General features: G+C 73.9%; 23 protein-coding genes. 16 read left to right on the forward strand and 7 right to left on the reverse strand.

The features are described from left to right. The first annotated feature begins 112 nt into the window (after positions 1 to 112). Positions 113 to 1,810: a hypothetical protein gene (locus ACFYZ3_RS11090; protein ID WP_388515419.1), complete on the forward strand. Its 1,698-nt coding sequence runs from the start codon at positions 113 to 115 to the stop codon at positions 1,808 to 1,810. Between the two features lie 15 nt (positions 1,811 to 1,825). Here the strand turns inward: ACFYZ3_RS11090 and ACFYZ3_RS11095 are convergent, their stop codons facing one another. Beyond that, entirely contained in the window at positions 1,826 to 2,401 is a 576-nt protein-coding gene (locus tag ACFYZ3_RS11095; RefSeq protein WP_356855889.1) for a TerD family protein, read from the reverse strand. Positions 2,402 to 2,487: 86 nt separating this feature from the next. On the opposite strand from ACFYZ3_RS11095, the gene ACFYZ3_RS11100 reads away from it, so the two are divergent. The 3 genes from ACFYZ3_RS11100 to ACFYZ3_RS11110 all read left to right on the forward strand — a co-directional run bounded on the left by ACFYZ3_RS11100 (position 2,488) and on the right by ACFYZ3_RS11110 (position 4,730). Next, the gene (locus tag ACFYZ3_RS11100; protein WP_388515421.1) at positions 2,488 to 2,916 is read left to right on the forward strand and encodes a BlaI/MecI/CopY family transcriptional regulator; all 429 of its coding nucleotides are present in this window, start codon (positions 2,488 to 2,490) and stop codon (positions 2,914 to 2,916) included. A gap of 6 nt (positions 2,917 to 2,922) precedes the next feature. Beyond that, positions 2,923 to 3,855: a M56 family metallopeptidase gene (locus tag ACFYZ3_RS11105; RefSeq protein ID WP_388515423.1), complete on the forward strand. Its 933-nt coding sequence runs from the start codon at positions 2,923 to 2,925 to the stop codon at positions 3,853 to 3,855. 215 nt (positions 3,856 to 4,070) lie between these two features. Continuing rightward, positions 4,071 to 4,730, forward strand: coding sequence for a fasciclin domain-containing protein (locus ACFYZ3_RS11110; protein WP_388515425.1), 660 nt, complete (start codon positions 4,071 to 4,073; stop codon positions 4,728 to 4,730). 2 nt (positions 4,731 to 4,732) lie between these two features. Here the strand turns inward: ACFYZ3_RS11110 and ACFYZ3_RS11115 are convergent, their stop codons facing one another. From ACFYZ3_RS11115 to ACFYZ3_RS11130, 4 genes are all read right to left on the reverse strand, one after another. Then, positions 4,733 to 5,188, reverse strand: coding sequence for a flavodoxin family protein (locus ACFYZ3_RS11115; RefSeq protein WP_388515427.1), 456 nt, complete (start codon positions 5,186 to 5,188; stop codon positions 4,733 to 4,735). Between the two features lie 88 nt (positions 5,189 to 5,276). Further along, positions 5,277 to 6,905, reverse strand: coding sequence for an ABC-F family ATP-binding cassette domain-containing protein (locus ACFYZ3_RS11120; protein ID WP_388515428.1), 1,629 nt, complete (start codon positions 6,903 to 6,905; stop codon positions 5,277 to 5,279). 80 nt (positions 6,906 to 6,985) lie between these two features. Further along, complete coding sequence (gene abc-f / locus ACFYZ3_RS11125) at positions 6,986 to 8,620, reverse strand: ribosomal protection-like ABC-F family protein (protein WP_388515430.1); 1,635 nt, start codon at positions 8,618 to 8,620, stop codon at positions 6,986 to 6,988. Positions 8,621 to 8,820: 200 nt separating this feature from the next. Beyond that, complete coding sequence (locus ACFYZ3_RS11130; RefSeq protein ID WP_388515432.1) at positions 8,821 to 9,582, reverse strand: alpha/beta family hydrolase; 762 nt, start codon at positions 9,580 to 9,582, stop codon at positions 8,821 to 8,823. Between the two features lie 187 nt (positions 9,583 to 9,769). On the opposite strand from ACFYZ3_RS11130, the gene ACFYZ3_RS11135 reads away from it, so the two are divergent. Genes ACFYZ3_RS11135 through ACFYZ3_RS11155 form a run of 5 tightly spaced genes read left to right on the forward strand, consistent with a single transcriptional unit; the run spans position 9,770 to position 15,195 of the window. Beyond that, positions 9,770 to 11,053, forward strand: a complete 1,284-nt coding sequence (locus ACFYZ3_RS11135) for an NAD(P)/FAD-dependent oxidoreductase (protein ID WP_388515434.1) — start codon at positions 9,770 to 9,772, stop codon at positions 11,051 to 11,053. Then, positions 11,050 to 11,793 (forward strand): DUF1365 domain-containing protein, encoded by a 744-nt coding sequence (locus ACFYZ3_RS11140; protein WP_388515436.1) that lies wholly within the window; start codon positions 11,050 to 11,052, stop codon positions 11,791 to 11,793. The genes ACFYZ3_RS11135 and ACFYZ3_RS11140 overlap by 4 nt, the downstream gene beginning before the upstream one ends. Beyond that, the gene (locus ACFYZ3_RS11145; RefSeq protein ID WP_388515438.1) at positions 11,790 to 13,076 is read left to right on the forward strand and encodes a class I SAM-dependent methyltransferase; all 1,287 of its coding nucleotides are present in this window, start codon (positions 11,790 to 11,792) and stop codon (positions 13,074 to 13,076) included. Before ACFYZ3_RS11140 ends, ACFYZ3_RS11145 begins: the two co-directional genes overlap by 4 nt. Beyond that, positions 13,073 to 14,383 (forward strand): class I SAM-dependent methyltransferase, encoded by a 1,311-nt coding sequence (locus tag ACFYZ3_RS11150; protein WP_388515440.1) that lies wholly within the window; start codon positions 13,073 to 13,075, stop codon positions 14,381 to 14,383. Before ACFYZ3_RS11145 ends, ACFYZ3_RS11150 begins: the two co-directional genes overlap by 4 nt. Next, positions 14,380 to 15,195: a DUF1295 domain-containing protein gene (locus tag ACFYZ3_RS11155; RefSeq protein WP_388515441.1), complete on the forward strand. Its 816-nt coding sequence runs from the start codon at positions 14,380 to 14,382 to the stop codon at positions 15,193 to 15,195. Before ACFYZ3_RS11150 ends, ACFYZ3_RS11155 begins: the two co-directional genes overlap by 4 nt. 41 nt (positions 15,196 to 15,236) lie before the next feature. On the opposite strand, the gene ACFYZ3_RS11160 is transcribed toward ACFYZ3_RS11155, so the two are convergent. Further along, positions 15,237 to 15,989, reverse strand: a complete 753-nt coding sequence (locus tag ACFYZ3_RS11160; protein WP_388515443.1) for an anti-sigma factor domain-containing protein — start codon at positions 15,987 to 15,989, stop codon at positions 15,237 to 15,239. Beyond that, entirely contained in the window at positions 15,989 to 16,573 is a 585-nt protein-coding gene (locus ACFYZ3_RS11165; RefSeq protein ID WP_388515445.1) for a sigma-70 family RNA polymerase sigma factor, read from the reverse strand. Before ACFYZ3_RS11165 ends, ACFYZ3_RS11160 begins: the two co-directional genes overlap by 1 nt. A 327-nt stretch (positions 16,574 to 16,900) precedes the next feature. Here ACFYZ3_RS11165 and ACFYZ3_RS11170 point away from each other — a divergent pair, with 327 nt between their 5' ends. The 7 genes from ACFYZ3_RS11170 (at position 16,901) to ACFYZ3_RS11200 (ending at position 25,488) form a co-directional block, all read left to right on the forward strand. After that, positions 16,901 to 17,422, forward strand: a complete 522-nt coding sequence (locus ACFYZ3_RS11170) for a GNAT family N-acetyltransferase (protein ID WP_388515447.1) — start codon at positions 16,901 to 16,903, stop codon at positions 17,420 to 17,422. A 155-nt stretch (positions 17,423 to 17,577) separates the two neighbouring features. Then, a complete protein-coding gene (locus ACFYZ3_RS11175; RefSeq protein ID WP_388515448.1) occupies positions 17,578 to 18,687 on the forward strand; it encodes a LacI family DNA-binding transcriptional regulator in 1,110 nt (369 codons plus the stop codon). 47 nt (positions 18,688 to 18,734) lie between these two features. After that, positions 18,735 to 20,333 carry an FAD-dependent oxidoreductase gene (locus ACFYZ3_RS11180; RefSeq protein WP_388515450.1) on the forward strand — a complete coding sequence of 533 codons (1,599 nt, stop codon included), beginning with the start codon at positions 18,735 to 18,737 and terminating at the stop codon, positions 20,331 to 20,333. 100 nt (positions 20,334 to 20,433) lie between these two features. Then, a complete protein-coding gene (locus tag ACFYZ3_RS11185; protein WP_388515452.1) occupies positions 20,434 to 22,563 on the forward strand; it encodes a hydantoinase/oxoprolinase family protein in 2,130 nt (709 codons plus the stop codon). Further along, positions 22,560 to 23,174 (forward strand): hypothetical protein, encoded by a 615-nt coding sequence (locus tag ACFYZ3_RS11190; RefSeq protein ID WP_388515454.1) that lies wholly within the window; start codon positions 22,560 to 22,562, stop codon positions 23,172 to 23,174. The genes ACFYZ3_RS11185 and ACFYZ3_RS11190 overlap by 4 nt, the downstream gene beginning before the upstream one ends. 3 nt (positions 23,175 to 23,177) lie before the next feature. Continuing rightward, positions 23,178 to 24,458, forward strand: a complete 1,281-nt coding sequence (locus ACFYZ3_RS11195) for a TRAP transporter large permease subunit (RefSeq protein ID WP_385930495.1) — start codon at positions 23,178 to 23,180, stop codon at positions 24,456 to 24,458. Positions 24,459 to 24,483: 25 nt separating this feature from the next. Then, on the forward strand, positions 24,484 to 25,488 hold the full coding sequence (locus ACFYZ3_RS11200; RefSeq protein WP_388515456.1) for a twin-arginine translocation signal domain-containing protein: 1,005 nt from the start codon (positions 24,484 to 24,486) through the stop codon (positions 25,486 to 25,488). Positions 25,489 to 25,526: the final 38 nt, after the last annotated feature.

Below are 25,526 nucleotides of genomic sequence, written 5' to 3' on the forward strand. Positions count from 1 at the left end.
GCCACTCCCGTCCCCCCACCCCCGCCGGTCGCGCCCGCGTCCGGCGGGGACACGGTCGTGACCGTCCGCCGAAGCGCTCCGCGACCGCCCCCGGTGCGGTATACGTCCCCTCATGGACTACTACGACCTGGGCGGCCACGGGCGCCCGGTGACGACCTCGTCGCCCGAGGCCCAGCGGTGGTTCGACCGTGGGCTGGTGTGGACGTACGCCTTCCACCACGAGGAGGCGGTCGCCTGCTTCGAGGCCGCCGTCGCGGCGGACCCGGACTGCGCCATGGCCCACTGGGGCATCGCCCACGCACTCGGCCCCAACTACAACAAGCCGTGGGAGGCCTTCGACGCCGAGGAGCTGACCCGGACCGTCGACCGCACCCACGCCGCCGTCGAACGCGCCCACGACCTGGCCGGTCGGGTCACGCCGGTCGAGCGGGCCCTGATCGGCGCCCTGCGCGCCCGCTACCCGCAGGCGAGCGCCGTCGAGGACTGCTCGGTGTGGAACGCGCCGTACGCCGACGGCATGCGCGCCGTGTACGAACTGGCCCCCGACGACCTCGACGTGGCGACCCTCTACGCGGACGCCCTGATGAACCTGACCCCCTGGCAGCTGTGGGACCTGCGCACCGGGCTGCCCGCGGAGGGTGCGCGCACCCTGGCGGCGAAGGAGGTGCTGGAGCGTGCCCTGGCCGCGGAGGGGGGCCGCGACCACCCCGGCGTCGTGCACCTCTACATCCACCTGATGGAGATGTCGCCCACCCCCGAGGCGGCCCTCGTGATCGCCGACCGGCTGCGGGGCCTGGTCCCGGACGCGGGGCACCTGCTGCACATGCCCTCGCACCTCGAAGTGCTGTGCGGCGACTACCGCCGCGTGGTCTCGGACAACGAGGCCGCGATCGCCGCCGACGAGAAGTGCCTTGCGCGGTCGGGGGCGATGAACTTCTACACCCTCTACCGCGCGCACAACCACCACTTCAAGATCTACGGCGCGATGTTCCTGGGCCAGTACGAGGTCGCCCTCGACGCCGCGGCCCGCCTGGAGGCGTCCGTTCCCGAGGAGCTGCTGCGGGTCGAGAGCCCGCCGATGGCCGACTGGCTGGAGGCCTTCCTTGCCATGCGGGTGCACGTCCTGATCAGGTTCGGCCGCTGGGCGGACATCCTCGCCCTGCCGCTGCCGGAGGACCCGCGTCTGTACTGCGTGACGACCGCGATGCTGCACTACGCCCGCGGCGTCGCCCTCTCGGCCACCGGCCGGGTCGACAAGGCGGCGACCGAACGCGATCTGTTCCGGGCGGCGGTCGACCGGGTGCCCGAGTCCCGCACGCTGTTCAACAACACCTGCGCCGACATCCTCGCCATCGCCTCCGCCATGCTCGACGGCGAGCTGGAGTACCGCAGGGGCGACCACACCGCCGCCTTCGCCGCCCTGGAGCGCTCCATCGAGCTGGACGACAACCTGCCCTACGACGAACCCTGGGGCTGGATGCAGCCCTCCCGGCACGCCTACGGCGCCCTGCTCCTGGAGCAGGGCCGGACCGCCGAGGCGGAGGCGGTCTACCGGGCCGACCTGGGCCTGGACGACACCCTGCCCCGCCCGCTCCAGCACCCGAACAACGTCTGGGCCCTGCACGGCCTCCACGAGTGCCTCGTACGGCTCGGGCGGGCGGGGGAGGCGCGGATCGTGGCACAGCAGCTGCGGTTCGCCACCGCCCTGGCGGACGTGCCGGTCGAGGCGTCCTGCTTCTGCCGCCTCGACACCGCCCGCGCCGCCCCGGCCGCCGACGGCGGCACCGGCTGCTGCGCCACGGACCACTGACCCCTGGGGTCCGACTCAGACGTTGACACCGAAGTCCGCCGCGATGCCCGCGAGACCCGAGGCGTACCCCTGACCGACCGCGCGGAACTTCCACTCGGCGCCGTGCCGGTACAGCTCGCCGAAGACCATCGCCGTCTCGGTCGAGGCGTCCTCGGAGAGGTCGTAGCGGGCGAGTTCCTGGTTGTTCGCCTGGTTGACGACCCGGATGAAGGCGTTGCGGACCTGGCCGAAGCTCTGGCCTCGGTTCTCCGCGTCGTGGATCGAGACGGGGAAGACGATCCGGCCCACCTCGGCCGGGACCGCGACGAGGTTCACCTTGACCGCCTCGTCGTCGCCCTCGCCCTCACCGGTGAGGTTGTCGCCGGTGTGCTCGACCGAGCCGTCCGGGCTGGTGAGGTTGTTGTAGAAGACGAAGTGCCGGTCCGAGAGCACCTTGCCCGACGCGTCGAGGAGCAGCGCCGAGGCGTCCAGGTCGTAGTCGGTGCCGGTCGTGGTGCGCACGTCCCAGCCCAGACCCACCAGCACGGCGGTCAGGCCGGGCGCCTCCTTGCTGAGCGAGACGTTGCCGCCCTTGGCCAGGGAAACTCCCACTGCGTTCTCCTTCGTCGCGTCCGTCGTGTTGTTCCATGTGTGCCTGCCGTCAATCTACAGCACTGTAGAAGAAAGCTTTCTATACGATGTCGCTCCGGAAGACGATCGGCGGCGGAAGGAGGCGGGCCGTGACGGATGACCGGCGTCCGCGGCGGCGGGGGCAGGGTGAGCTGGAGGCGCTGGTGCTGTCCGCGCTGCGCGGGGCGGACGGGCCCGCGACGGCCGGCTGGGTGCAGGAGCGCCTCGGCGGCGACCTCGCCTACACCACGGTGATCACGATCCTGACCCGGCTCCTGGAGAAGGGTGCCGTCAGCCGGGAGCGGGCGGGCCGGTCCTTCGCCTGGACGCCCGCCTCGGACCAGGCGGGACTGGCCGCCCGGAAGATGCGCAAGGTCCTGGACGCCGAGAGCGACCGGGAAGCGGTGCTGGCCAGCTTCGTCACCGGCCTGGACCCCGACGACGAACGGCTGCTGCGCGAACTGCTGGGGCACGCGCGTGCCGCGGAGGACGGCTGACACCGCATGGGAGTCTTCGTCTTCCTGCCCCTGGTCCTGCCGCTGACGGCGTGGCCGATCGCCAGGCTGGCCGAGCAGCACCTGCACCCGCGCACCGCGACCAGGCTGCTCACCGCCGTCGCCGCCGTGATGGCCCTGTGCAGCACACTGTGCCTGGCCCTGGTGATGGTGGTCGGCACCGCGCAGCTGCCGGGCAACCCGCTCCCCGACGGCTGGTCGGACCCGGAGGTGCGGGCGGCGGTGCCCTACGACGAGGTCGTCGGCAAGGCGGCGATCCCCGCCCTGTGCGTCGTGGTCGCGGCCTCGGCGCGGGCCCTGTGGCGGCACCGCAGGGTGCGCCGTGCCGCCCATCGCGCACTGGCCGGACTGCCGGGCACCGGGGTGGCCGTGCTGCCGGACGACGTGCCCTACGCGTACGCGCTGCCCGGCCGACGCCGCGACCGCGTGGTGGTGAGCACGGCCCTGCTCGACTGCCTCGAACCGGGCGAGCGGCGCGCGCTGTTCGCCCACGAGCGCGCCCATCTCGCCGCCCGGCACCACCGCTTCCTGCTCGCCGTACGGCTGGCCGCACTGGCCAACCCGTTCCTGTGCCCGCTGCGCACCGCCGTGACCTACACGGCGGAGCGGTGGGCCGACGAGGCGGCCGCACGGACGGTCGGCGACCGGCGGACGGTCGCGACCGCGATCGGCAAGGCGGCCCTGGTCTCCCGCGGCACACCCGTCGCCACCCTCGCGGGTCTCGCGGCGCCCGGTCCGGTGCCGCGCCGGGTGGCGGCCCTGCTCGGCCCGGCGCCCGCGGTCCGCACCTGGCCCCCGGTGTTCACCTCGGTGGGCCTGGCCGCGTGGGTCGCGGCCGCGGGCACCGCCGTCTCGGCGATGTCGTCCGCGAACGCCGCCGTCACGATGTTCCTCATCCTCCGGGCCGCGACGCCCCTGTGAGGGCTCCTCACTCGATCGGGTGAGCAACCAATCCGGGGCCGGAGCGGCTCCGGATTCCCCGTGTGAGGGAAGAACCGAGACCACGCCGACAGCGAACCGGCGGCTGACCCCGGATCGCCATCACGTCAAGTCTGCACCGCAACTTCGCAGCCAACTCTGCACTCGACTCTGCGTCGACGCAGCCTTCGTGCTGCCCGTTTTGAGGGAGATTTTTCATGAACGCCCGTATTCGTCGTACCGTCGTTGCCGTCGCCGCGGCCGCCGTCCTGCCCCTGTCCCTGGCCGCGTGCTCCGACGACGGCGACAGCGGCTCCTCGGATTCCGCCCAGGCCGCCTCCTCGGCCCCCGCGGCCACCGACGACAAGTCGTCCGACACCTCCGGCGGCACGGCGGACTCCGACGAGCCGTTCGGTCCCGCCTGCTCCACGGTGCCGAAGGAGGGCGCCGGTTCGTTCGACGGCATGGCCAAGGACCCGGTCGCCACGGCCGCCTCCAACAACCCGGCGCTGTCCACGCTGGTCTCGGCGGTGAAGAAGGCAGGACTGGTCGACACCCTCAACAACGCCGAGAACATCACGGTGTTCGCGCCGACCAACGACGCCTTCGCCAAGATCCCGAAGGCCGACCTGGACAAGGTCATGAACGACAAGGCGATGCTCACCGACATCCTGACCTACCACGTGGTCGGCCAGAAGCTGGCTCCGAAGGACCTGGAGGACGGCTCCTTCGACACCCTGCAGAAGTCGAAGCTGACCACCTCGGGCTCGGACGAGTCCTACCAGGTCAACGACGCGGCGAAGGTCGTCTGCGGCAACGTGAAGACCGCCAACGCCAACGTCTACATCATCGACTCCGTCCTGATGCCCAAGAGCTGACGTCAGGCGTCCGCCAGACCGGCGGCGAGCGTGGCCCCCAGCTCCCAGCAGGCCTCCAGGTCGGCCTTGCCGGGTTCACCGGCCACGCTCACCGCGGGCGCCGCCCGCCGCCAGCCGAGGCCGGTGGTGACCGACTCGACGGCGCGCACCGCGCCCGTGGTGTCGCTGCCCCCGTGCACGTAGTAGCCGAAGGGGCGGCCGCGCGTCTCGTCCAGGCACGGGTAGTAGACCTGGTCGAAGAAGTGCTTGAGCGCACCCGACATGTAGCCCAGGTTGGCCGGGGTGCCCAGCAGGTAACCGTCGGCCTCCAGCACGTCGACCGCCGTGGCCGCGAGCGCCGCCCGCCGGACCACCCGCACCCCCTCGATCTCGGGCGCGGTCGCCCCGGACACGGCGGACTCCAGCATCGCCCGGCAGTTCGGCGACGGCGTGTGATGCACGATCAGCAAAGTAGCCACGCCCGAACCCTGCCGCCCGGCACCCGCGCGTGGCAAGGAACGCGCCCGGTACGACCGCTCCCGGGCGACCCCCTCCCGCGCGCACCGCTCACCCGCCGAGCCTCAGCTCCCGGCCCTCCCAGCGTCCGCGCAGCCACCGGTCGTGGCTGGCCACGACGACGGCGCCGGGTCCGCCGCCGAGCGCGTCCTCCAGTTCGTCGCAGAGCCGCGGGGAGAGATGGTTGGTGGGCTCGTCGAGCAGCAGCAACTGGGGCGGGCGCGCCATCAGCAGCGCGAGGGCGAGACGGCGGCGCTGCCCGGCCGACAGACGGCCGACCCGCCGGCCGAGGTCCGCCTCGTGCAGCAGGCCCAGCGAGCGCAGGGGCACCGCCTCCGCGCGTTCCGTGCCGAGCGCCGCCTCGTAGGTCTCCCGCACGGTCAGGTCCGGCCGTTCGAAGACCGTGTCCTGGGGGAGCAGCCCCACCGTCAGCCCGGGCCGGCGGCGTACCTCGCCCGCGGCGGCGAGGTGCCCCGCGAGGACGGCCAGCAGGGTCGACTTGCCGGTGCCGTTGCCCCCGGTGACCAGGAGCCGCTCGGTCGCCGACACCGTCAGCCGGGCCGCCGCCAGCCGTCCCGGCACCCGCGCCCCGCGCAGGGACACCAGCGGCTCCTCGCCCGGCGCGGCCGGTGCGGCGAGTGCGGTGCCCGCGAAGCGCAGCGGCCGCGGCGGCTCGGCCACCTGGGCGCGCTCCAACTCCGCCAGCCTGCGGGTGGCGTTGCGGACCTGACGGGAGATCTGGTGCTGCACCCGGCCCGCGCGACGGCCGTAACCCATCTTCTCGTTGTCGCGCGGCCCCCGGTCCGGAGCGACGCGGTGCGCGGTGACCCCGGCCGACCGGCGCAGCGCCGCCAGTTCCTCCTGCTCCTCGGCCCAGCGCCGCTCCCAGCGTTCGCGTTCGGCACGTTGGGCGGCCAGGTAGGAGCTGTAGCCGCCGCCGTACCGCACCGGGCCGTCCACCGCCGGGTCGAGGTCGATCAGGTCGGTGCACACAGCATCGAGGAAGGCCCGGTCGTGACCGGCCACCACGACCACCCCCGGCAGGGCGCGCACCTGCTCCTCGACGAACGCGACGGCGTCGTCGTCCAGGTGGTTGGTGGGTTCGTCCAGCAGCAGGGCGGACGGCCTGCGCACCAGCAGTGCCGCCAGCGCCAGCCGGCCCCGCTGCCCGCCCGACAGCGAACCGAGGCGGCGATCGTGCCCGAGCCCGCCGAGGCCGAGCCCGTCGAGCACGAGCGCCGCGCGCCGGTCGGCGTCCCAGGCCTCCCGCTCCCGGGCCCGTTCGAGCCGGATGCCGTACGCGTCGAGCAGCTCCGGGTACGCGGGGTCGTCCTGCGGCGTCCCGGCGAGCCGCTCGGTCAGCTCCGCCAGCCGGACGAGGTCCTCGCGGGCCTCGCGCAGGGCGTCGTCGAGCACGTCGGCGAGGGTGGACCCGGCCTCGTACGGCATCTCCTGGTGCAGGAAACCGAGGTCGGGCGGGCGGACGACGCTCCCCGAGTCCGGCTCGTCGACGCCGGCCAGCAGGCGCAGCAGGGTCGACTTGCCGACCCCGTTCTCCCCGATCAGGCCGATGCGGTGGCCGGGGGAGGCGGTGAGCGAGACACCGTCGAGGACCCGGCGGTCGCCGAGGGTGCGCACGAGATCGTGGGCGAGCAGGGCAGGGTGGGACAGGGAAGGCATGGGGATCCGTTCAGCGTGGTCGGTGGACGGCCCGCGGGGCGGTGCGCCTCGGACACGGGCCGGGTCGGCACGCCGACGGCTCACACCTCGGGCGCCCCCGTCTCCGTCAGCTCGCCGCCGGCCAGCCGCAGCCACCGGTCGACGCCGATCTCGCGCAGGAACCGCCGGTCGTGACTGACCACCACGAAGGCACCCCGATAGGAGTTCAGGGCGCTCTCCAACTGTCCCGCGCCCACCAGGTCGAGGTTGTTCGTCGGCTCGTCCAGGAGCAGCAGGTGCGGGGCCGGCTCCGCGCACAGGACGCATGCCAGGGTGGCCCGCAGCCGCTCGCCGCCGGAGAGCACGCCGACCGGCAGGTGGGCACGGGCGCCGCGGAAGAGGAAGCGGGCGAGCAGGTTCATCCGCTCCGCCTCCGGCCGGTCCGGGGCGTAGGCGGCGAAGTTCTCGGCGACGGTGCGCGCGTCGTCCAGCAGGTCCAGCCGCTGGGAGAGGTAGGCGATGCGCCCGTCGGCGCGCCTGATCTCACCGCCCTGCGGGGCCAGGTCGCCCTGGACCAGGCGCAGCAGGGTGCTCTTGCCCGTGCCGTTGGCCCCGGTCAGCGCGATCCGTTCGGGACCGCGGACCGTCAGGTCGACGCCCTCGCCCGCGAAGACGTCCCTGTCACCGAGCCGGACCCGCAGCCCCGCACCGAGGAAGAGGGTGCGGCCGGCCGGGACCCGGGTCTCGGGCAGGTCCAGCGCCAGGCGCTGCTCCTCGCGCAGCGACCGCTCCGCCTCGTCCAGCCGTGCCTTCGCCTCACCGACCCGGTTCGCATGGGTCTGGCCGGCCCGGCCGGCCGACTCCTGGGCGCCGCGCTTCATGTTGCCCGCGAAGATGCGGGGGAGCCCGGCGTTCTTGAGGTTGCGGGCGGCGTTGCTGGCGCGGCGGTCGGCGCGTTCGCGGGCCTGCTGCAGCTCCCGCTTCTCCCGCTTCAGCTCCTGCTCGGCGTTGCGGACGTTCTTCTCGGCGACTTCCTGCTCGGCTCGGACGGCTTCCTCGTACTCCGTGAAGTTGCCGCCGTAGAAGCGCAGTTCGCCGCTGCCGAGTTCGGCGATGCGCTCCATGCGGTCGAGCAGCTCCCGGTCGTGGCTGACCAGGAGCAGGCAGCCGTTGTAGTCCATCAGTACGTCGTGGAGCCTGCCGCGGGCCTCCACGTCGAGGTTGTTGGTGGGCTCGTCCAGCAGGAGCACGTCGGGCCGCTTCAGCAGTTGGGCGGCGAGTCCGAGGGAGACGATCTGACCACCGCTGAGCGTGCTCAGCCGCCGGTCCAGGGCGAGAGTGCCGAGGCCCAGCCGGTCGAGCTGGGCGCGGGTGCGCTCCTCGATGTCCCAGTCGTCGCCGATCGTCGTGAAGTGCTCCTCGGCCACGTCCCCGGACTCCACGGCGTCGATGGCCCGGATCACGGCCTCGACACCGAGGACCTCGGCCACGCTGAGGCCGCCCGTCAGCGGGAGGGCCTGCGGCAGGTGGCCGAGCGCGCCGGTCACCGTCACGGAGCCCGCGGTGGGCCGCAGCTCACCGGCGATCAGCTTGAGCAGGGTGGACTTGCCGGCCCCGTTGGGGGCGACCAGGCCCGTACGGCCCGTGCCCACGGTGAACGACAGGTCCTCGAAGACGGGGGTGTCGTCGGGCCAGGCGAAGGACAGGTTGGAGCAGCGGACGGTGGCGTCGGACATGGAGAGGACCTCGTGGAGGTGAGGGGCAGGAGACAGACCTCTGCCCGGGCAGACAGGGAAAAGGGAACGACGAAATGGGCCACTGCGGCGGCGCTCCTGTGCGCCCGCCGGCGGCCGTCACACCCCGGTCTCATCCGGAGATGTCGTCGTCACCCACCATGTCCGCGACTCCTCGATACACGATTCAGGTCCCCACCAGCCTAACAGCCGGGCTCCCGTACCGGTCGCGGCGCGAGGCCGGACGTGTCGGAGACGACCGGCGGGAGCACCGGCGGCTCGGCCGCCGCGAAGGCCCGGGCGAACACCTCGCGCGGCGTCGCCCGCGGGCCGAGGAGGTCGGTGACTGCCGCGGTCGCGGCACGGTGCCAGCGGCTGTGGTGGCGCAGCATGGCATGGTCGCCGCCCGCCACCAGCAGCATGCCCGCCCGGGCCCCGGCCGCCCGGGCGCGCGAGACGTACGCGACCGACTCCCCGGGGTCGGTGACGCGGTCGCGGCTGCCGTGCAGGACGAGCACCTGGCGGTCGCGCAGGTGGGCGACCGGTTCGCCGGGCGGACACCAGGGGGCGAGGGCCACCACACCGCGCACCTGTGGGGCGCCCGCCGCGCCCAGGGCCGCCCGGCCGCCCATGGAGTGACCCAGCAGGACGACCGGGACGTCACCGGCCGTGCCGCGCAGCTCGGCGAGGGCCCGCCGGGTGTCCCGGAGGGGATCCTCGGCGGGGCCGTTCCAGCCGCGGCTGCGGTAGCGCACCTGGCCGAGAAGCACGTCGTCGGGGCCGGTGGCCGCCTCCAACGCCCGCAGGAACGGGTGCATCCGCAGCGCCGCGAGCTGCCAGGGGCGTGCGGCGCTGCGGCTCTCGGCGCGGCCGCCGTGCAGCACCAGCACGGCCGCGCGTGCCCTGGGCGGCCGGCGTCGCACCCGCAGTGCCCCGACCGTCGACGGATCGTCCTCAGCGCTCATGTCGGTCCCTCTTCCCCTTCCGTCTCTTCTTCACTTCCCGCCCCTGCCCGTCTCAGCTGATCCGTTGCCGCGCCGCTCCCGGACTGGTGGTCGTCCGGGCGGTCCGCGATCTGCTCCAATCCGCCCGCCCCACGGCTCCGGATTACCCACGCAAGCGTTGATCACAGTGGGGTGGAGGAGCAGCGAAATGCCGCGAGCGTCAGGGGAGACGGCACGTCGCACCGCCGTCGTCGGCAGCGGAGTGGCGGGTCTGACCGCCGCGTACGTCTTGGGCCGCGAGCACCGCGTCACCCTCTACGAGGCCGACGACCGCCTCGGCGGGCACGCCCACACCCACGACCTGACGGCGTCCGACGGCCGCGTCCACCGGGTCGACTCCGGGTTCATCGTGCACAACCGCCGCACCTACCCGAACCTGTTGCGCCTCTTCGGCGAACTCGGCGTCACCACCCAGGAGTCGGAGATGAGCATGTCGGTGCGGTGCGAGGGCTGCGGCCTCGAGTACGCCGGTGCCCGCGGCCCGGCCGGGCTGCTCGCCCGCCCGCGCAACGCACTGCACGGACCCTATCTGCGCATGCTCGCCCAGGTGCCCCGGTTCCACCGCGCAGCCCGCCGACTGCTCACCGGCCAGGGAGCCGACCAGGCCCTGACGCTAGGCGAGTTCCTGGACCGCGAAGGCTTCTCCCGCTACTTCCGCGCCCACTTCATGACGCCCGTGGTCTCCGCCGTCTGGTCCTGCGACGCCGCCACCGCCCTGCGCTACCCGGCCGCCTACCTGTTCCGCTTCCTGCACCACCACGGCATGCTCGCCGTCGGCGGTTCCCCGGTGTGGCGCACGGTCACCGGCGGTTCCCGCTCCTATGTCGACCGGATCGCCGAGCGGCTGCCCGACGTACGCACCGCCACCCCCGTCCGCTCCGTGTCCCGGTACGCGGACGGCGTGGACGTCACCGCCGCCGACGGCTCCACCGACACCTACGACCACCTCGTCCTCGCCGTCCACCCGGACCAGGCACTGGAGTTGCTGGCCGACCCCACGCCCGACGAGAAGGAAGTCCTCGGCGCCTTCCGGTACTCCCGCAACGCCACCCTCCTCCACACCGACACCGCCCTGCTGCCCCGCTCCCGGGGAGCCAGGGCCTCCTGGAACTACCTCATGCCGGCCTGCGACGCGGGCGCCGACCGGGTCCGCGTCAGCTACGACATGAACCGGCTGCAACGCCTCGCCGCCCCCGACACCTACGTCGTCACGCTCGGCGGCGAGGACCGCGTCGACCCCGGCCGGGTACTGGCCCGCATGACCTACGAACACCCCGTCTACACCCCCGAGTCGGTGGCCGCCCAGCGCCGCCTGCCCGAACTGCGCACCCCGGTCACCGCCTACGCCGGCGCCCACCACGGCTGGGGGTTCCACGAGGACGGCTGCCGCTCGGGGGTGGCGGCCGCCGCGGCCCTCGGAGTGGCCTGGTGACCCCCGCCCCGAGGGCACGACCCGGCATCTACCCCTGCGAGATCGGCCACATACGCCTCGACCCGATCCGCCACACCCTGCGCCACCGCACCTACCTGTGGCTCGTCGACCTCGACCACCTCCCCGTACTGCCGCGCCCACTGCGCCCGCTGGCCGGCTTCCGCGCCCGGGACCACTTCACCGGCGACGCCCCCTCACTGCGCGCGGGCCTGGAGCGCTTCCTCGCCTCCCGCGGCGTCGACCTGGAGGGCGGCCGGGTGCTGATGCTCGCGCACGCCCGCGTCCTCGGGTACGTCTTCAACCCGCTGACCCTGTACTGGTGCCACGGCCCCGACGGCGCCCCGCGCTGCGTGGTCGCCGAGGTCCACAACACCTACGGCGAGCGCCACGCGTACCTGCTGGACTCCGACGAGGCGGGCGTCGCACACGTCGACAAGGACTTCTACGTCTCGCCCTTCTTCCCCGTCGACGGCGCCTACCGCATGCGGCTCCCGCTGCCCGCGGACCGCCTCGACCTGACCGTACGCCTGGACCGGCCCGGCGCCCGCCCGTTCACCGCGACCGTCCGGGGCACCCGGCGGGAGGCGACCCCCGTCGCCCTCCTGCGGCTGGCGCTGCGGCACCCCCTGTCGACCCTCGCGGTGTCGGCCGGCATCCGCGGGCACGGCATCCGCCTCTACCTGCGCGGCCTGCCCGTCCAGCCGCGCCCGAGTCACCGCACCACGGAGAAAGCGACATGACCGCAACCCACCCACGCCCCGCCGCCGCGACCGAGGTACCGGGAGTCCGCGGCACCCCGGTCGACCCGCACCGCTGGCCCGACGTCGCCGCGCCGCCCCGGACCTCCCGGTTCCGCCGGGCCACCGCCGCCGCCGTCGTACGCCGTGCCCTGCACCGGCTGCCGCTGCGGGTCAGGTTCGCCGACGGCGCCACCGTCGGCCTCGGCGGTCCGCTGGTGGAGGTCCACGACCCCGACGCCTTCCACGGGCGGATCGGCGCCCAGGGCCTCATCGGCTTCGGCGAGTCCTACATGGCCGGCGAGTGGGACGCCCCGGACCTGGTCGGCGCCCTCACCGTGCTCGCCGCCCACGCGGCCGACCTGGTCCCCGCCCCGCTCCAGCGGCTGCGCGGCCTGTGGCACCAGCGGCAGCCCGCCGCGCAGCGCAACACGCCCGAGGGCGCCCGGGACAACATCAGCAGCCACTACGACCTGTCCAACGACCTGTTCGCCCTCTTCCTGGACGACACCCTCAGCTACTCCTCCGCCGTCTTCCTCGGCTTCCCGCCGCGCCGCGAGTCCCTCGCCGCCGCCCAGCAGCGCAAGACCGACCGGCTGCTCGACCTCGCCGAGGTCGGCGACGGCACCCGGCTCCTGGAGATCGGCACCGGCTGGGGCGAACTCGCCCTGCGCGCCGCCGCCCGCGGCGCCCACGTCACCTCCCTCACCCTTTCCCGCGAACAGTGCGCCCACGCCCTCGAACGCGCCCGCGAGGCGGGTCTCGCCGACCGGGTCCGGGTCGAACTGCGCGACTACCGCGAGGAGCAGGGCACCTACGACGCCGTCGTCAGCGTGGAGATGATCGAGGCCGTCGGCGCCGAGTTCTGGCCGGTCTACTTCCGCACCCTCGACGAGCGCCTCGCTCCCGGCGGCCGGGCCGCCCTCCAGGCCATCACCATGCCGCACGACCGCATGACCGCCGCCCGCCACACCCACACCTGGATCCAGAAGTACGTCTTCCCCGGCGGCCTGATCCCCTCCACCGACGCGATCGAGGCGACGGTCCGCGACCGCACCGGCCTGCGCGTCGCCCGGCGCGACGCCTACGGCGCGCACTACGCCGAGACGCTGCGGCTGTGGCGCGAGCGGTTCACCGAACGCGCCGACGAGGTCGGAGCCCTCGGCTTCGACGAGACCTTCCGGCGCCTGTGGACCTTCTACCTCGCCTACTCCGAGGCCGGCTTCCGCGCCGCCTACCTCGACGTCCAGCAGTACCTGTTCACCAAGGAGGGCCCCGCCCGATGAGCACCGTCCGCACCGCCAGGACCGGCGCCGCCCACCGGCTCGCCGCGCTCGCCGAGGACGCGCTCGGCGGTCCGCTCCCGGTCCGGCTGCGCGCCTGGGACGGCACCGAGACCGGCCCCGCCGAAGGTCCCGTGGTCGTGGTCCGCTCCCGGCGCGCCCTGCGCCGCCTGCTGTGGCAGCCCGGCGAACTGGGCCTCGCTCAGGCCTACGTCACCGGCGAACTGGACGTCGACGGCGACCTCGCCGACGGCCTGCGCCGGATGTGGGCGGCGACCCGGGAGCGCCGGCTGCACCCGCCCCGCCTCTCCCTCGCCGACCGGGCCCGCGCCGCGGGCACCGCCGTCCGCCTCGGCGCCGTCGGCCCGCGCCCCGCCGCCCCCGCCACCCAGGCGCGGCTGCGCGGCGGCCTGCACACCAAATCCCGCGACCGCGCCGCCATCAGCCACCACTACGACCTCTCCAACGACTTCTACCGCCTCCTCCTCGACGAGACCATGGCCTACTCGTGCGGCGTGTGGGCGGACGAGTACACCGACGCGAACGCCGCCGGCTCCCAGCGCGCCAAGCTGGAGCTGATCTGCCGCAAGCTCGGCCTCACCGCGGGCTCCCGCCTGCTCGACATCGGCTGCGGCTGGGGTTCGCTCACCCTCTACGCGGCGGAACGGCACAAGGCCGAGGTCACCGCGGTCACCCTCGCCAAGGAGCAGGCGGCGTACGTCCGCGAACAGGTGCGGGAGCGCGGCCTGGAGGACCGGGTCGAGGTCGTCTGCCAGGACTACCGCGACATCACGGGCGGGGACTACGACGCCGTCTCCGCCGTCGAGATGGGCGAGCACGTCGGGGACGCCGAGTACCCGGCCTTCACCGCCGCCCTGCACCGCATGGTCCGCCCCGGGGGACGGGTCCTGGTGCAGCAGATGTCCCGGGGCCCGGGCACGCCCGGCGGAGGCGCCTTCATCGAGGCGTACATCGCCCCGGACATGCACATGCGCCCCCTCGGCGAGACGGTCCAGCTCCTGGAGGACGCCGGTCTCGAAGTGCGCCACGTCGAGTCGCTGCGCGAGCACTACGTCCGCACGGTCGCCGCGTGGGAGCGCACCCTGGAGGACCGCTGGGACGACTTCGTCGCGCTGGTCGGGAAGGAGACGGCCCGGGTGTGGCGGCTCTACCTGGTGGGCGGCGCGCTCGCCTTCGAGCAGCGGCGGATGGGCGTCGACCAGATCCTGGGCGTCCGGCCCACCGCCGAGGGCGTCAGCGGCATGCCCGCGACACCGGGGGAGTGGTACGAGCGGCTGGACCGGCCGTGAGCGGCTTCCCGTGGGGCGCGTTCGCCGTGGGCCTCGGCTGGGCGGCGGGGGCCGCGTTCGTCGTCATGTCGGCCACCTTCGCCGTCGCCGTCCGCAAGGGTGTCCACCGGGTCGTGGACGTGGCCTGGGGTCTCGGCTTCGCCGCCGTCGCCGTCGTGACCTGCGCGGTCGCGGCGGCGGCCGGGGAGGGAGACGCCGCGCGCCGGACGTTGGCAGCGGTCGTGACCGTCGTGTGGGGGGTGCGGCTGGCCGCGCACATCGCCCGACGCGGCCGGGGCCACGGCGAGGACCCCCGCTACGACGCGATGCTCGCCAAGGCCCGCGGCAACCGGAACCTCTACGCCCTGCGCATGGTCTACCTGCTCCAGGGCGCGTTGGTGTGGCTGGTGTCGCTGCCGGTGCAGGCCGCCTCGTACGGGCCGGGAGCGCCGTCGGTCCTGGCCTGGGCCGGGGCGGTCGTGTGGGCGGTGGGGCTGGCCTTCGAGGCCGTGGGGGACGCGCAGTTGGCCCGGTTCAAGGCGGATCCGGCCAACCGGGGCCGCCTCATGGACCGCGGGCTGTGGAGCTGGACCCGGCACCCCAACTACTTCGGCGACTTCTGCGTCTGGTGGGGCCTGTTCCTGATCGCCTGCGACGCCGGCCTCGCCGCCGCCGCGGTGTCCGTGGTCTCCCCGCTGGTGATGACGTACCTGCTGATCGGCGGCAGCGGGAAGCGACTCCTCGAGCGGCACATGGCGGACCGGCCGGGATGGGACGCGTACGCGGCGCGCACCAGCGGCTTCTTCCCGCGTCCGCCGCGCCGCTCCGCGTAGCACCGGGCCCGAACGGGTGAGGGCCGCCGCCCTCACCCCCGTCAGGCCGGCATGCTCAGCAGCGCGATCGGGTCCGAGGTCGGCTGCTTCGACCCGCCGGCCGGCTCGACCGTGATGCCCACGCCCGCCGCACCGTCGACGGCCCCCTCCATCAGCACCGCCTGACTGGTGCTCCCGGGGTCCATCAGGCCCGCCGAGCGCATCGTGCCGTGGTCGTCGAACCACAGCTGGTACACCTTGCCCTGCGGCGGCTCGGACATGCCCGAGGCCAGGAAGACGGCCCGGTCCTGCCGGTCGGAGACGACCAGTGTCCCGCTCGCCCCGTCGGCCAGTCGCGCCGTACGGGACTCGGCGTCCGGTGCGGCCAGCACCCCGGCGAGGGTCTCGGCCCGCCGCTCGGCCTGCGCGGCCCGCTGCCCGGCGTCCTGGGCCCGCTCGTACTGCCACACCGCCGTGCCCCCGAGCCCCGCCGCGGCTGCCACGCAGGCCGCCAGCGCCCACCGGGCCAGGCCGCGGCCCCGGGGCACGACGCGGCGCGCCTTCGCTGCAGTGCCACCGCCCGGCGGGACCTGGCGCACCGTGGTGACGCGGTGCAGCACCCGGTCCTTGAGCGCGGGAGCGGGGACGACCGTCGCGGCCAGCCCCAGCCGGGCCGTCGCCGCGGTGAACTCCCTGGTCTCCTGCTCGCAGGTGGCGCAGCCCGCAAGATGGCGCTCGAAGGCCTCCCGCTCGTCGTCGGGCAGGGCGTGCAGGGCGTAGGCGCCCGTCAGGCTGTGCAGGTCCTCGGTGCGCATCACGCGCTCACCCCCAGGCAGTCACGGAGCCGGATGAGACCGTCGCGCAGCCGCGTCTTGACCGTGCCGAGCGGCAGCGCGAGGGCCTCGGCCACCTGCCGGTAGGTCAGGCCGCGGTAGTAGGCGAGGTTCACGGACTGGCGCTGGATGTCGGTCAGGGTGCGCAGGCAGCGCCGCACCTGCTCCCGCTCCAGGCGGGTCTCCACCTGTTCGGTCACCTCGTCGTACTCCGGCGTCCGGTCGAGCAGTGCCGCCTTGTGGTCGCGGGCCGCGGCGGCCTCCACCGACCGCACCCGGTCCACGGCCCGCCGGTGGGCCAGGGTCAGGACCCAGTTGATCACCGTGCCGCGCTCCGGACGGTAGCGGGGCGCCGTGCGCCACACCTCCACCAGCACCTCCTGCGCGACCTCCTCCGACTGCGCCTGGTCGCGCAGCACCGCCCGGACGACCCCGAGCACGGACCCCGCCACCGCGTCGTACACGGCGGCGAAGGAGTCCTGATCGCCCAGGGCCACCTCCCGGATCAGCTGCTGAAGATCGGGCTGGGACGATGGATTTCTGCCGATGTGTACGGCTTCCTTCACGAGGTTGCTCCAAAAGAATGCGCGACGGGCGGGGGATGTCCCCGCGTAATCCGGGGCCGCGCGGCCCGCGGATTGGTCGCCGGCCCCGCGAAGCCCCGGCGACCTCGTCCGACGCACACCCTCCCACGGGCGACACGGGTATAGTGACCGCGTTCGCGTTCGATCGTGCTCCGCAGGAGCGGGAAGACAGGGAGGTGAGGTTGATGACCGTGCTCGACGCCGTCCTTCGCGATGCCCGGATGTCCCTCGCGGCCTCCCTCGCGTCCCGAGCGGCGGCCTGACCCCGCCTCCCACGAACGCAACCCCAGAAACGGATCTCATTCCGCCATGTCGTTTTCCCGTTCATCCTGGAACACCCGCGCCGAGACCGGCGCCGACGTCCCCGTCATCCGTGACATCGTCCGGGCCGCCTTCCCCACGCCGGAGGAAGCCGCCCTCGTCGACGCGCTGCGCGCCGACTCCGGTGCGTGGATCGAGGGCCTGTCCCTCGTCGCGGTGGACGACTTCGACCGGCCGGTGGGGCACGCCCTGCTGACCCGCTGCCACATCGGGGACAGTCCTGCCCTGTGCCTGGCGCCCGTCGCGGTCCGGCCCGAGCACCAGAACAGCGGCGCCGGTGCGGCCGCGGTCCGGGCCGCGCTCGCGGCCGCCGGGCGCCTCGGCGAGCACCATGTCGTCGTCCTCGGGCACCCGGAGTACTACCCCCGCTTCGGCTTCGGCAGGGCCTCCGCCCACGGCATCCGGCTGAGCATCGACGTCCCGGACGAGGCCCTGATGGCCCTCACCCTGGACGCCGCCCACCCGCTGCCCGCCGGGACCGTCCGCTACGCCGCGCCGTTCGGCATCTGAACCGACACTCCGCGTGGCGGTGGGAGCCTCTCCTGCCGCCACGCGGCCTTTTTCTCGGCGCAACCTCTTGACCCGACGACCGCGGTCCTTCACATTGCTTGTTAATGCGCATTAGGTAATGCGCATTAACAAGCGTTGCGCGACGGAGAGGGGCAGTGGTGGCGAAGGAAGCCGCAGGGCGGGCGAGGCCGGGGAGGACCCCCGCGCCGGCCGGCCGCCGGGCCCGGCCGAGGCAGGCGGAGGTGGCCAGGCTCGCCGGTGTCTCGCAGGCGACGGTCTCCCTGGTGCTGTCCGGACGCGACCTCGCGACGGGCCGGCCGATCTCGGCGGAGACCCGCGCCAAGGTCCTGGACGCCGCCCACAGCCTCGGCTATGTCCCCGACCCGGCCGCCAGCAGGCTCGCCGCCGCCCGCAACAACCTGCTCGGCGTCTTCAGCTTCACCGCGACCTTCCCGACCGACGTCCGGCACTCGTACTACCCGTTCCTCGTCGGCGTGGAGCAGGAAGCCGCGGCGCAGGGCTACGACCTGGTGCTGTTCACCGGGTCGAGCACCGGGGGAGCGGGCGCCGGAGGCGCGGGCGCGCTCAACCGCGTACGGCTGGCGGACGGCTGCCTCTTCCTGGGCCGCCACGCCCCCGCGGACGAGCTGCGCCGCCTGGTCGCCGACGACTTCCCCGTCGTCCACGTCGGCCGGCGCGACGAGCCGGAGGGCCTCGCCTGGGTGGGCGCCGACTACGTCAGCGCCAGCCGCGAGGTCGTCACCGCGCTCGCCGGGCTCGGTCACCGGCGCGTCCTCCTCGTCCGCGAGGACGACGACGCCCCCGCCTCCACCGACCGTGAACGCGGCTTCCTCGACGGGCTCGTGGCGAGCGGCCTGCCCGCGGGCTCCGACGCCGTGTTCCGATCCGGCGACCCGCGCCGTGACCTCACCGCCGACCGGGTCCGCGCCTGGGTGGCCGAGGGCGTCACCGCCTTCGTCGCCGAGGAGACCGACACCGGCGCCGCCTGGCGGGCGCTGCGCGCCGCCGTCGACGCGGCGGGCCTGGACTGCCCCGGCCAGGTGTCCCTCGCGCTGCTCGGCAGCCCGCCCGCCGACCTCGCCGACGGACCGGCGCCGATGGGCTTCGACATCCCGCGCCCCGCGCTCGGCGCCGAGGCCGTACGGCTGCTCGCCGCCCGCATCGCGGGCGGTCCCGCCGAGGGCACCCTCGTCGCCTGCGCCTTCAGACCGGGCGCGACCGCCGGCCCGCCGGCCGCCCCCTGAACCCACCCCGCCCACAGAACCGACCGCACCACCCAAGGAGCAGCAGCGTGATACCGGAACCCGACATCCTCGTCGTCGGTGGCGGCCTCGGCGGCGTCGCCGCGGCCCTCGCAGCCTGCCGGGCCGGCCGCAGTGTCGTCCTGACCGAGGAGACGGACTGGATCGGCGGCCAGCTCACCAGCCAGGCCGTGCCGCCCGACGAACACCCGTGGGTCGAACAGTTCGGCACCACCGCCACCTACCGGCGACTGCGCGAGGGCATCCGGCAGTACTACCGCCAGTGGTACCCGCTGCGCGCCGAGGCCGCCGCCCTCACCGACCTCAACCCCGGCGCGGGCCGGGTCAGCAAGCTCTGCCACGAGCCGCGCGTCGCCCTCGCCGTGCTGGAGGGCATGCTCGCCCCGCACCGGGCCGCCGGACGCCTCACCGTCCTCACCGAGCACCGTCCGGTGGCCGCCGAGACCGACAACGATGTCGTACGGGCCGTCACCCTGGAGGACCTCCGCGACGGCACCCGCCGCACCGTCCCCGCCCGCTACGTCCTGGACGCCACCGAGACCGGTGAACTGCTCCACCTGGCCGGCGTCGAGCACGTCAACGGCGCCGAGTCGCGGGCCGAGTTCGACGAACCGCACGCCCCCGACCGGGCCCAGCCCGGCAACCAGCAGGGCATCACCGTCTGCTTCGCCGTCTCCCACCACGAGGGCGAGGACCACACCATCGACCGCCCCGCCGACTACGACTTCTGGCGCGACTACAAGCCCGACTTCTGGCCGGGACCGCTACTCGGCTTCGAGGCCCCCGACCCGCGCACCCTGGAACCGGTGCCGCGCACCTTCGAACCCAACCCCGACCTCGACCCGCTGGCCGTCAGCGCCGACCAGAGCGCCGACGCGGGCGACAAGGAACTGTGGGGCTTCCGCCGCATCCTCGCCCGCAAGCTGCACACCGACGGCGCCTTCGACTCGGACATCACCCTCGCCAACTGGCCGCTCAACGACTACTGGCTCAAGCCCTACATCGGCCAGGAGGAAGAAGCCCTGCGCGAGGCACGGCAGTTGTCCCTTTCGGTGCTGTACTGGCTCCAGACCGAGGCGCCCCGCACCGACGGCGGCACCGGCTTCCCCGGGCTGCGCCCGCGCCCCGACGTGACCGGCACCTCCGACGGCCTCGCCAAGGCCGCCTACGTCCGCGAGTCCCGCCGCATCAAGGCCGTCACCACCGTCACCGAGCACGACGTCTCCATCGACCTGCTCGGACCCTACGGCCGCACCCGGCACCGCGACTCCGTGGGCGTCGGCAACTACCGCATCGACCTGCACCCCTCCACCGGCGGCGACGGCTACGTCGACATCGGTTCCGTCCCCTTCGAGATACCGCTCGGCGCGCTCGTCCCGCGCCGGGTGCGCAACCTGCTGCCGGCCGGCAAGAACCTCGGCACCACGCACATCACCAACGGCTGCTACCGCCTGCACCCGGTGGAGTGGAACGTCGGCGAGGTCGCCGGAGCCCTCGCCGCCCACTGCCTCGCCGAGGACGTCGAGCCGCACCAGGTGCAGGCCGAGGACAAGCGGTTCGAGGTGTTCGCCAGGGTGCTCGACCGCGACGGCGTACAGCGTCACTGGCCCGACGTCAGGGGCTACTGAACGACCCCGCGCGGGACGGGAGTCGGGCGGGGCAGCACCACCTGCCCCGCCCGGTGACCGCCCGCGTGCGGACCGACCCAGCACAAGGAGGTGCCCGGACATGACCACCCACCGCATCCGCGTCGGCATCGACGTGGGCGGAACCTTCACCGACGCCGTGGCGGTCGACGCCACGACGCTCCGGCTCGTGGGCCAGGTGAAGGTCCCCACGAGCCACCATCACGAGGACGGTGTCGCGCACGGCATCGTCGAGGCACTCGACCGGCTGCTGACGCAGACCGGACACGCACCCGCCGAGGTGGCCTTCCTGGCACACGGCACGACCCAGGCTACCAACGCCCTGCTGGAGGGCGACGTCGCCACCGTCGGCCTGCTCGGCATCGGCACCGGCGCAGGGACGTACTTCACCCGCAGACTCGCCACCCTCGACAAGCTCGAACTCACCCCCGGCAAAAGGCTGCCGCTGCACTACGCCCACGTGCCCGACCCGGAGGACGCCCCCGCCGTACGGGCCGCCGTCGAACAGCTCACCGCCGCGGGCGCCCAGGCCCTGGTCGCCAGCGAGCCCTTCGGCGTCGACCGGCCCGAGGGCGAGGAGGCGGTCGCCGAGGCCGCCCGGTCCACCGGGCTGCCGACCACCGCCGCGCACGAGATCACCTCCCTGTACGGGCTGCGCAAGCGCACCCGCACCGCCGTCGTCAACGCGGCGATCCTGCCGCGCATGCTGGCCACCGCCGACCTCGTCGACGCCTCCATCACCAAGGCGGGCGTCACCGCGCCGCTGATGGTGATGCGCTGCGACGGGGGAGTGATGTCCCTGGACGAGATGCGCCGCAGGCCCCTGCTGACCGTGCTGTCCGGCCCGGCCGCCGGTGTCGCCGGCGCGCTGATGCAGGAACGCGTCAGCGAGGGCGTGTTCCTGGAGACCGGCGGCACCTCGACCGACATCAGCGTCGTCAAGCGCGGCAAGGTCGCCGTACGGCACGCCGTGCTGCTCGGCCGGACCTCCTACCTCAACGCCCTGGACGTGCGCACCGTCGGCGTCGGCGGCGGCTCCATGGTGCGGGTCTCCGGCGGCCGGGTCACCGGCACCGGACCGCGCAGCGCGCACATCGCCGGGCTGCCGTACGCCTGTTACGCCGATCCGGCCGACCTGCGGGACGCGAAGCTGACCACCATCAGCCCGCTGCCCGGCGACCCCGCCGACTACGCCGTCCTCGACGCGGCGGGCGGCCGGTTCGCCCTCACCATGACCTGCGCCGCCAACGCGCTCGGCCGGGTCCCCGAGGGCGACTTCGCCCACGCCGACCCCGACACCGCCCGCGCCGCGCTCGCCCCGCTCGCCGCCGCCCTCGGCACCGACGTGGACACCGCGGCCGCCCGGCTCCTGGACGCCGGCACCGACCAGGTGAAGTCCGTCGTGGACGACCTGGTGCGCGAGTACCGCCTCGACACCGACACCGCCGTCCTGGTCGGCGGGGGCGGCGGCGCCGCCTCGGTCACCCCGCACCTGGCCGCCCGCACCGACATGACCGGCCGCATCGCGCAGCACAACGAGGTGATCAGCCCCATCGGCGTCGCCCTCGCCCTGGTCCGCGAGCAGGTCGAGCGGATCGTGCCGGGAGCCACCCAGGAACAGATCCTCGCCGTCCGCGCCGAGGCCGAACGCGCCGTCGTCGAACAGGGCGCAGCCGCCGACGGCGTCGAGGTCGAGGTCACCGTCGACCCGCAGACCAACGTCGTACGCGCCATCGCCACCGGCGCCACCGAACTGCGCACCCAGGACCGGGCCCACCGCGCCGACGACGCCGAGCGCCTGCGGCTGGCCGCCGCCAGCCTCAAGACCGACCCGTCCAAGGTGCAGGTCCTCGCGGGCACCCCCGCCCACACCGTGTACGGCACCGAGGTGCACCGCCGTTTCCGGCCCGTCCGCCACCCCGTGCGGGTCGTCGACGCCGACGGGGTCGTACGCCACCACGCCCCCGACGCCCGGGTCGAGGCGACCACCGTCGCCGCCGCCCCCGAGGTGCTCGCCAAGCTCGTCACCGAGAACACCTCCTACGGCGACGGAGGCGTCCGCGCCCCCGCCGTACGGCTGCTGCTCGGCTCCCGCATCGCCGACCTCTCCGGCGTCCTGGACCCGCAGCCGCTGCTCGCCCTCGCCCGCAGCGAGTTGCGCTCCCGCGCCGCCGACGAACCGGTGGTCGCCGTACTGGAGGTGCGCGAATGACCGTCGACAACGCCCCCGCGCGGGCGGACCTCGCCGCCATCGACGACATCGGGTGGGCGGTGCGGCTGCTGGCCGCCACCCCCACCCACGAGCACCGGGACTTGGAGCTGCTGCACCGGTGGGCGCGGGCGGCCGACGCGTTCGGCGCCGCCCTGGCACCCGTGGAGTGCCGGGCCCGGATCGTCGAGCGCGACGGCGGACTGGAACTCGGGCTGCTCGCCCGCTACACCTCCAGACCGCCCACCGTCGAGCTGTACACCGACGCGATCGAACTCGCCGAGCGGGTCGTCGACGCCCGCGGCTGGCGCGACTGGTACCCGCCCGGGTCCGTACGGGCGGCCGCCCTCGCCCACGAGGCGGTGCACGTCCACCTCCACCACGGCCCCGCGAAGGGCGCCCTGAAGCGTGCCCTCGGCCACAGCGCCCTGCGCCTGGGCCGGCTGCGCGTACCCGGCCACGTCGCCGGGGCCGAGGAGGTGGCAGCGCACGCCTACGCCCGCACCGTCTGCGGACTCGGCCGCAGCCCCCTGCTGCTGACCGCCGCCCTGGCAGCCGAAGCCGAGGGCGCGCCCACCCCACCACCCGCACGTGACGCAAGAAGAGAGAACTGACCCATGGGTGTCGTCATCCTCCTCGTCATGGCGGCCGGCGTCGCCGCGATGCTCACCCGCAAGCTGCCCACCGCCTTCGCGCTGGTGCTGCTGGCCGTGGTCATCGCCTTCCTCTCCGGCGCGCCCCTGACGGGCAAGAACAGCGTCCTGGACACGGTGCTCCAGGAGGGCGCCCCGGCGCTCGCGGCGACGATGGTCGCCATCATCCTCGGCTCCTGGCTCGGCAAGCTGCTCGACGAGACCGGCATCGCCGGCACCCTCGTCCGCAAGATCGTCGAGTTCGGCGGGGACCGGCCCACCGTCGTCGCCCTCGGCGTCCTGGCCGTCTCGGCGCTCGTCGGCACCGTCACCGGCTCCGCGCCGGCCGCGATGCTGGCCGGCATCATCGGCATCCCCGCGATGGTCGCCGTCGGCGTGCCCAAGGTGACCGCCGCGGGCACGGTGCTGATGGGCATCGCGGTCGGCGTCCCCTTCGAGCTGCCGGTCTGGCAGTTCTTCTCCACCGCCCTCGACCTGCCGGTCGACACCGTCCGCGGCTTCATGGTGAAGCTGTTCCCGTTCGCCCTGGTCGCCGCCGTCGCCTACGTCGTCATCGAGAACCGGCGGCGCGGCACCGAGCACGCCTGGTCGCTCAAGTCGGTCTCCGCCCGCCCGCCCTCGCGCCGCGAACGGCTCGGGGACGCACCCTGGTACGCACTGCTCGCCCCCGTGATCCCTCTGGTCCTGGCGCTGGGCCTGGAAGTGGCCATCATCCCCTCGATGCTGGCCGGCGTGCTCTACGCGCTCGTCACCACCACCCGCCCCGGCGAGATGAACAAGCGCCTGCTGCGCACCCTGTACGGCGGCTTCGAGGTGGCCGCGCCGCCGCTCGCCCTGTTCGTGGCGATCGGCATCCTGCTCGCGGCCGTCAAACTCCCCGGCGCGGTGGACGCGCTGGAGCCGCTGATGAAGGCGGTCAGCCCGCAGAACCCGGTGCTGTTCGTCGTCGTCTTCACCGTGCTGGTGCCGCTGTGCCTGTACCGCGGCCCGCTCAACGTGTTCGGGCTCGGCGCGGGCATCGCGGGCGTCCTCATCGCCACCGGCATCTACCCGGCCGTCGCCGTCCTCGGCATGGCCACCTCGTACAACCAGGTCTTCGGCGTCGCCGACCCCACCAGCACGCAGACCGTGTGGGCCGCGCAGTACGCGGGCGTCAGCCCGCAGCAGGTCATGGTCCGCACCCTGCCCTACGTGTGGCTGGTCGCCCTCGGCGGCATGTGCGTCACCGCCGCCCTGTACCTGTGACATCCCCCCTCTCCCAGGAGTCGACATGCACGAGCCGCACCTCGACCGCCGTCTGTTCCTGAAGGGCACCGCCGTCACCGGCGCCGCCCTCGCCCTGGGCGCCACCGCCGTGCCCACCGCCTCCGCCGCACCCGGCGGCTTCCCCGACTACACCTACGTCCGCACCCTGCTGACGCCGTCCGAACTGGCCTACAACCCCACCGGCGAGATCATCTTCCCGACCGTCCGCGGCGTCTACGACCGGCTGCCCGCGAGCGGCCGGCTGGGCCGCTACTACCTCTACTACGCCCCGCACGACGCCCCCGGCGGCATCTGCCTGGCCTACGGCGACTCGCTGGAGGGGCCCTTCACCGAGTACCCGCACAACCCGATCGTCTCCAACCAGTGGTCGCCGCACTACTCCGTCAGCCACGTCTCCTCGCCGCACGTGATGTGGCACGCCGGGCGGAAGGAGATGTGGCTGTACTTCCACGGCGAGAACACCACGACCAGGCTCGCCCGTTCCGCCGACGGCATCCACTTCACCTACGACAAGGTCGTGCTGAACACCTCGATGCTGCCGTCCGGCACCACCGAGACCTCCTACGCGCGGGTCTTCCCGCACGAACTGCCCGCGCGCGGCGCGCACTACGTCATGGTCTTCATGGTCAACAACACCACCAACCACCGCGACATCGGCTGGGGCTGGTCCGCGGACGGCCGCACCTGGACGTTCGCCCAGGAGCCCCTGGTCCGCCACGGCGACGTCGGCGCGGTCAACGTCGGCGGCCCGCACCTGCTGCACCGGAACAACAGCACGTACGTCGTCTACAACAAGGACAAGGAGAGCGGCGGCGACCTGATGATCACCGAGGTCGGCAACGACTTCTCGCTCCGCAGGCACCTCGGCGTCTTCTACGACTCCCGGGGCTCCGCGCCGGAGAACGGCCGTGCGGCCTCCCCGTCCTTCGGCACCGACCACGGCGTCCCGTACATGATCTACGAGGCGGGGGAGCGGCTGGCCGGTTCGATAGCGATGGCCCGCGGCTGACCGCGGTACGCCGCCGTACACGGCAGCGGGGCCGCGCG

The sequence above is a fragment of the Streptomyces sp. NPDC001599 genome, from assembly GCF_042893535.1.
In the GTDB taxonomy this organism is placed as follows: Bacteria; Actinomycetota; Actinomycetes; order Streptomycetales; family Streptomycetaceae; genus Streptomyces.

Excerpts from the sequence above, each read along its gene's own strand:
- ACFYZ3_RS11090 (WP_388515419.1), top strand. The coding sequence starts at position 113 with ATGGACTACTACGACCTGGGCGGCCACGGGCGCCCGGTGACGACCTCG.
- ACFYZ3_RS11100 (WP_388515421.1), top strand. The coding sequence starts at position 2,488 with ATGTCGCTCCGGAAGACGATCGGCGGCGGAAGGAGGCGGGCCGTGACG.
- ACFYZ3_RS11105 (WP_388515423.1), top strand. The coding sequence starts at position 2,923 with ATGGGAGTCTTCGTCTTCCTGCCCCTGGTCCTGCCGCTGACGGCGTGG.
- ACFYZ3_RS11110 (WP_388515425.1), top strand. The coding sequence starts at position 4,071 with ATGAACGCCCGTATTCGTCGTACCGTCGTTGCCGTCGCCGCGGCCGCC.
- ACFYZ3_RS11120 (WP_388515428.1), bottom strand. The coding sequence starts at position 6,905 with ATGCCTTCCCTGTCCCACCCTGCCCTGCTCGCCCACGATCTCGTGCGC.
- abc-f (WP_388515430.1), bottom strand. The coding sequence starts at position 8,620 with ATGTCCGACGCCACCGTCCGCTGCTCCAACCTGTCCTTCGCCTGGCCC.
- ACFYZ3_RS11130 (WP_388515432.1), bottom strand. The coding sequence starts at position 9,582 with ATGAGCGCTGAGGACGATCCGTCGACGGTCGGGGCACTGCGGGTGCGA.
- ACFYZ3_RS11135 (WP_388515434.1), top strand. The coding sequence starts at position 9,770 with ATGCCGCGAGCGTCAGGGGAGACGGCACGTCGCACCGCCGTCGTCGGC.
- ACFYZ3_RS11145 (WP_388515438.1), top strand. The coding sequence starts at position 11,790 with ATGACCGCAACCCACCCACGCCCCGCCGCCGCGACCGAGGTACCGGGA.
- ACFYZ3_RS11150 (WP_388515440.1), top strand. The coding sequence starts at position 13,073 with ATGAGCACCGTCCGCACCGCCAGGACCGGCGCCGCCCACCGGCTCGCC.
- ACFYZ3_RS11160 (WP_388515443.1), bottom strand. The coding sequence starts at position 15,989 with ATGCGCACCGAGGACCTGCACAGCCTGACGGGCGCCTACGCCCTGCAC.
- ACFYZ3_RS11170 (WP_388515447.1), top strand. The coding sequence starts at position 16,901 with ATGTCGTTTTCCCGTTCATCCTGGAACACCCGCGCCGAGACCGGCGCC.
- ACFYZ3_RS11185 (WP_388515452.1), top strand. The coding sequence starts at position 20,434 with ATGACCACCCACCGCATCCGCGTCGGCATCGACGTGGGCGGAACCTTC.
- ACFYZ3_RS11190 (WP_388515454.1), top strand. The coding sequence starts at position 22,560 with ATGACCGTCGACAACGCCCCCGCGCGGGCGGACCTCGCCGCCATCGAC.
- ACFYZ3_RS11195 (WP_385930495.1), top strand. The coding sequence starts at position 23,178 with ATGGGTGTCGTCATCCTCCTCGTCATGGCGGCCGGCGTCGCCGCGATG.
- ACFYZ3_RS11200 (WP_388515456.1), top strand. The coding sequence starts at position 24,484 with ATGCACGAGCCGCACCTCGACCGCCGTCTGTTCCTGAAGGGCACCGCC.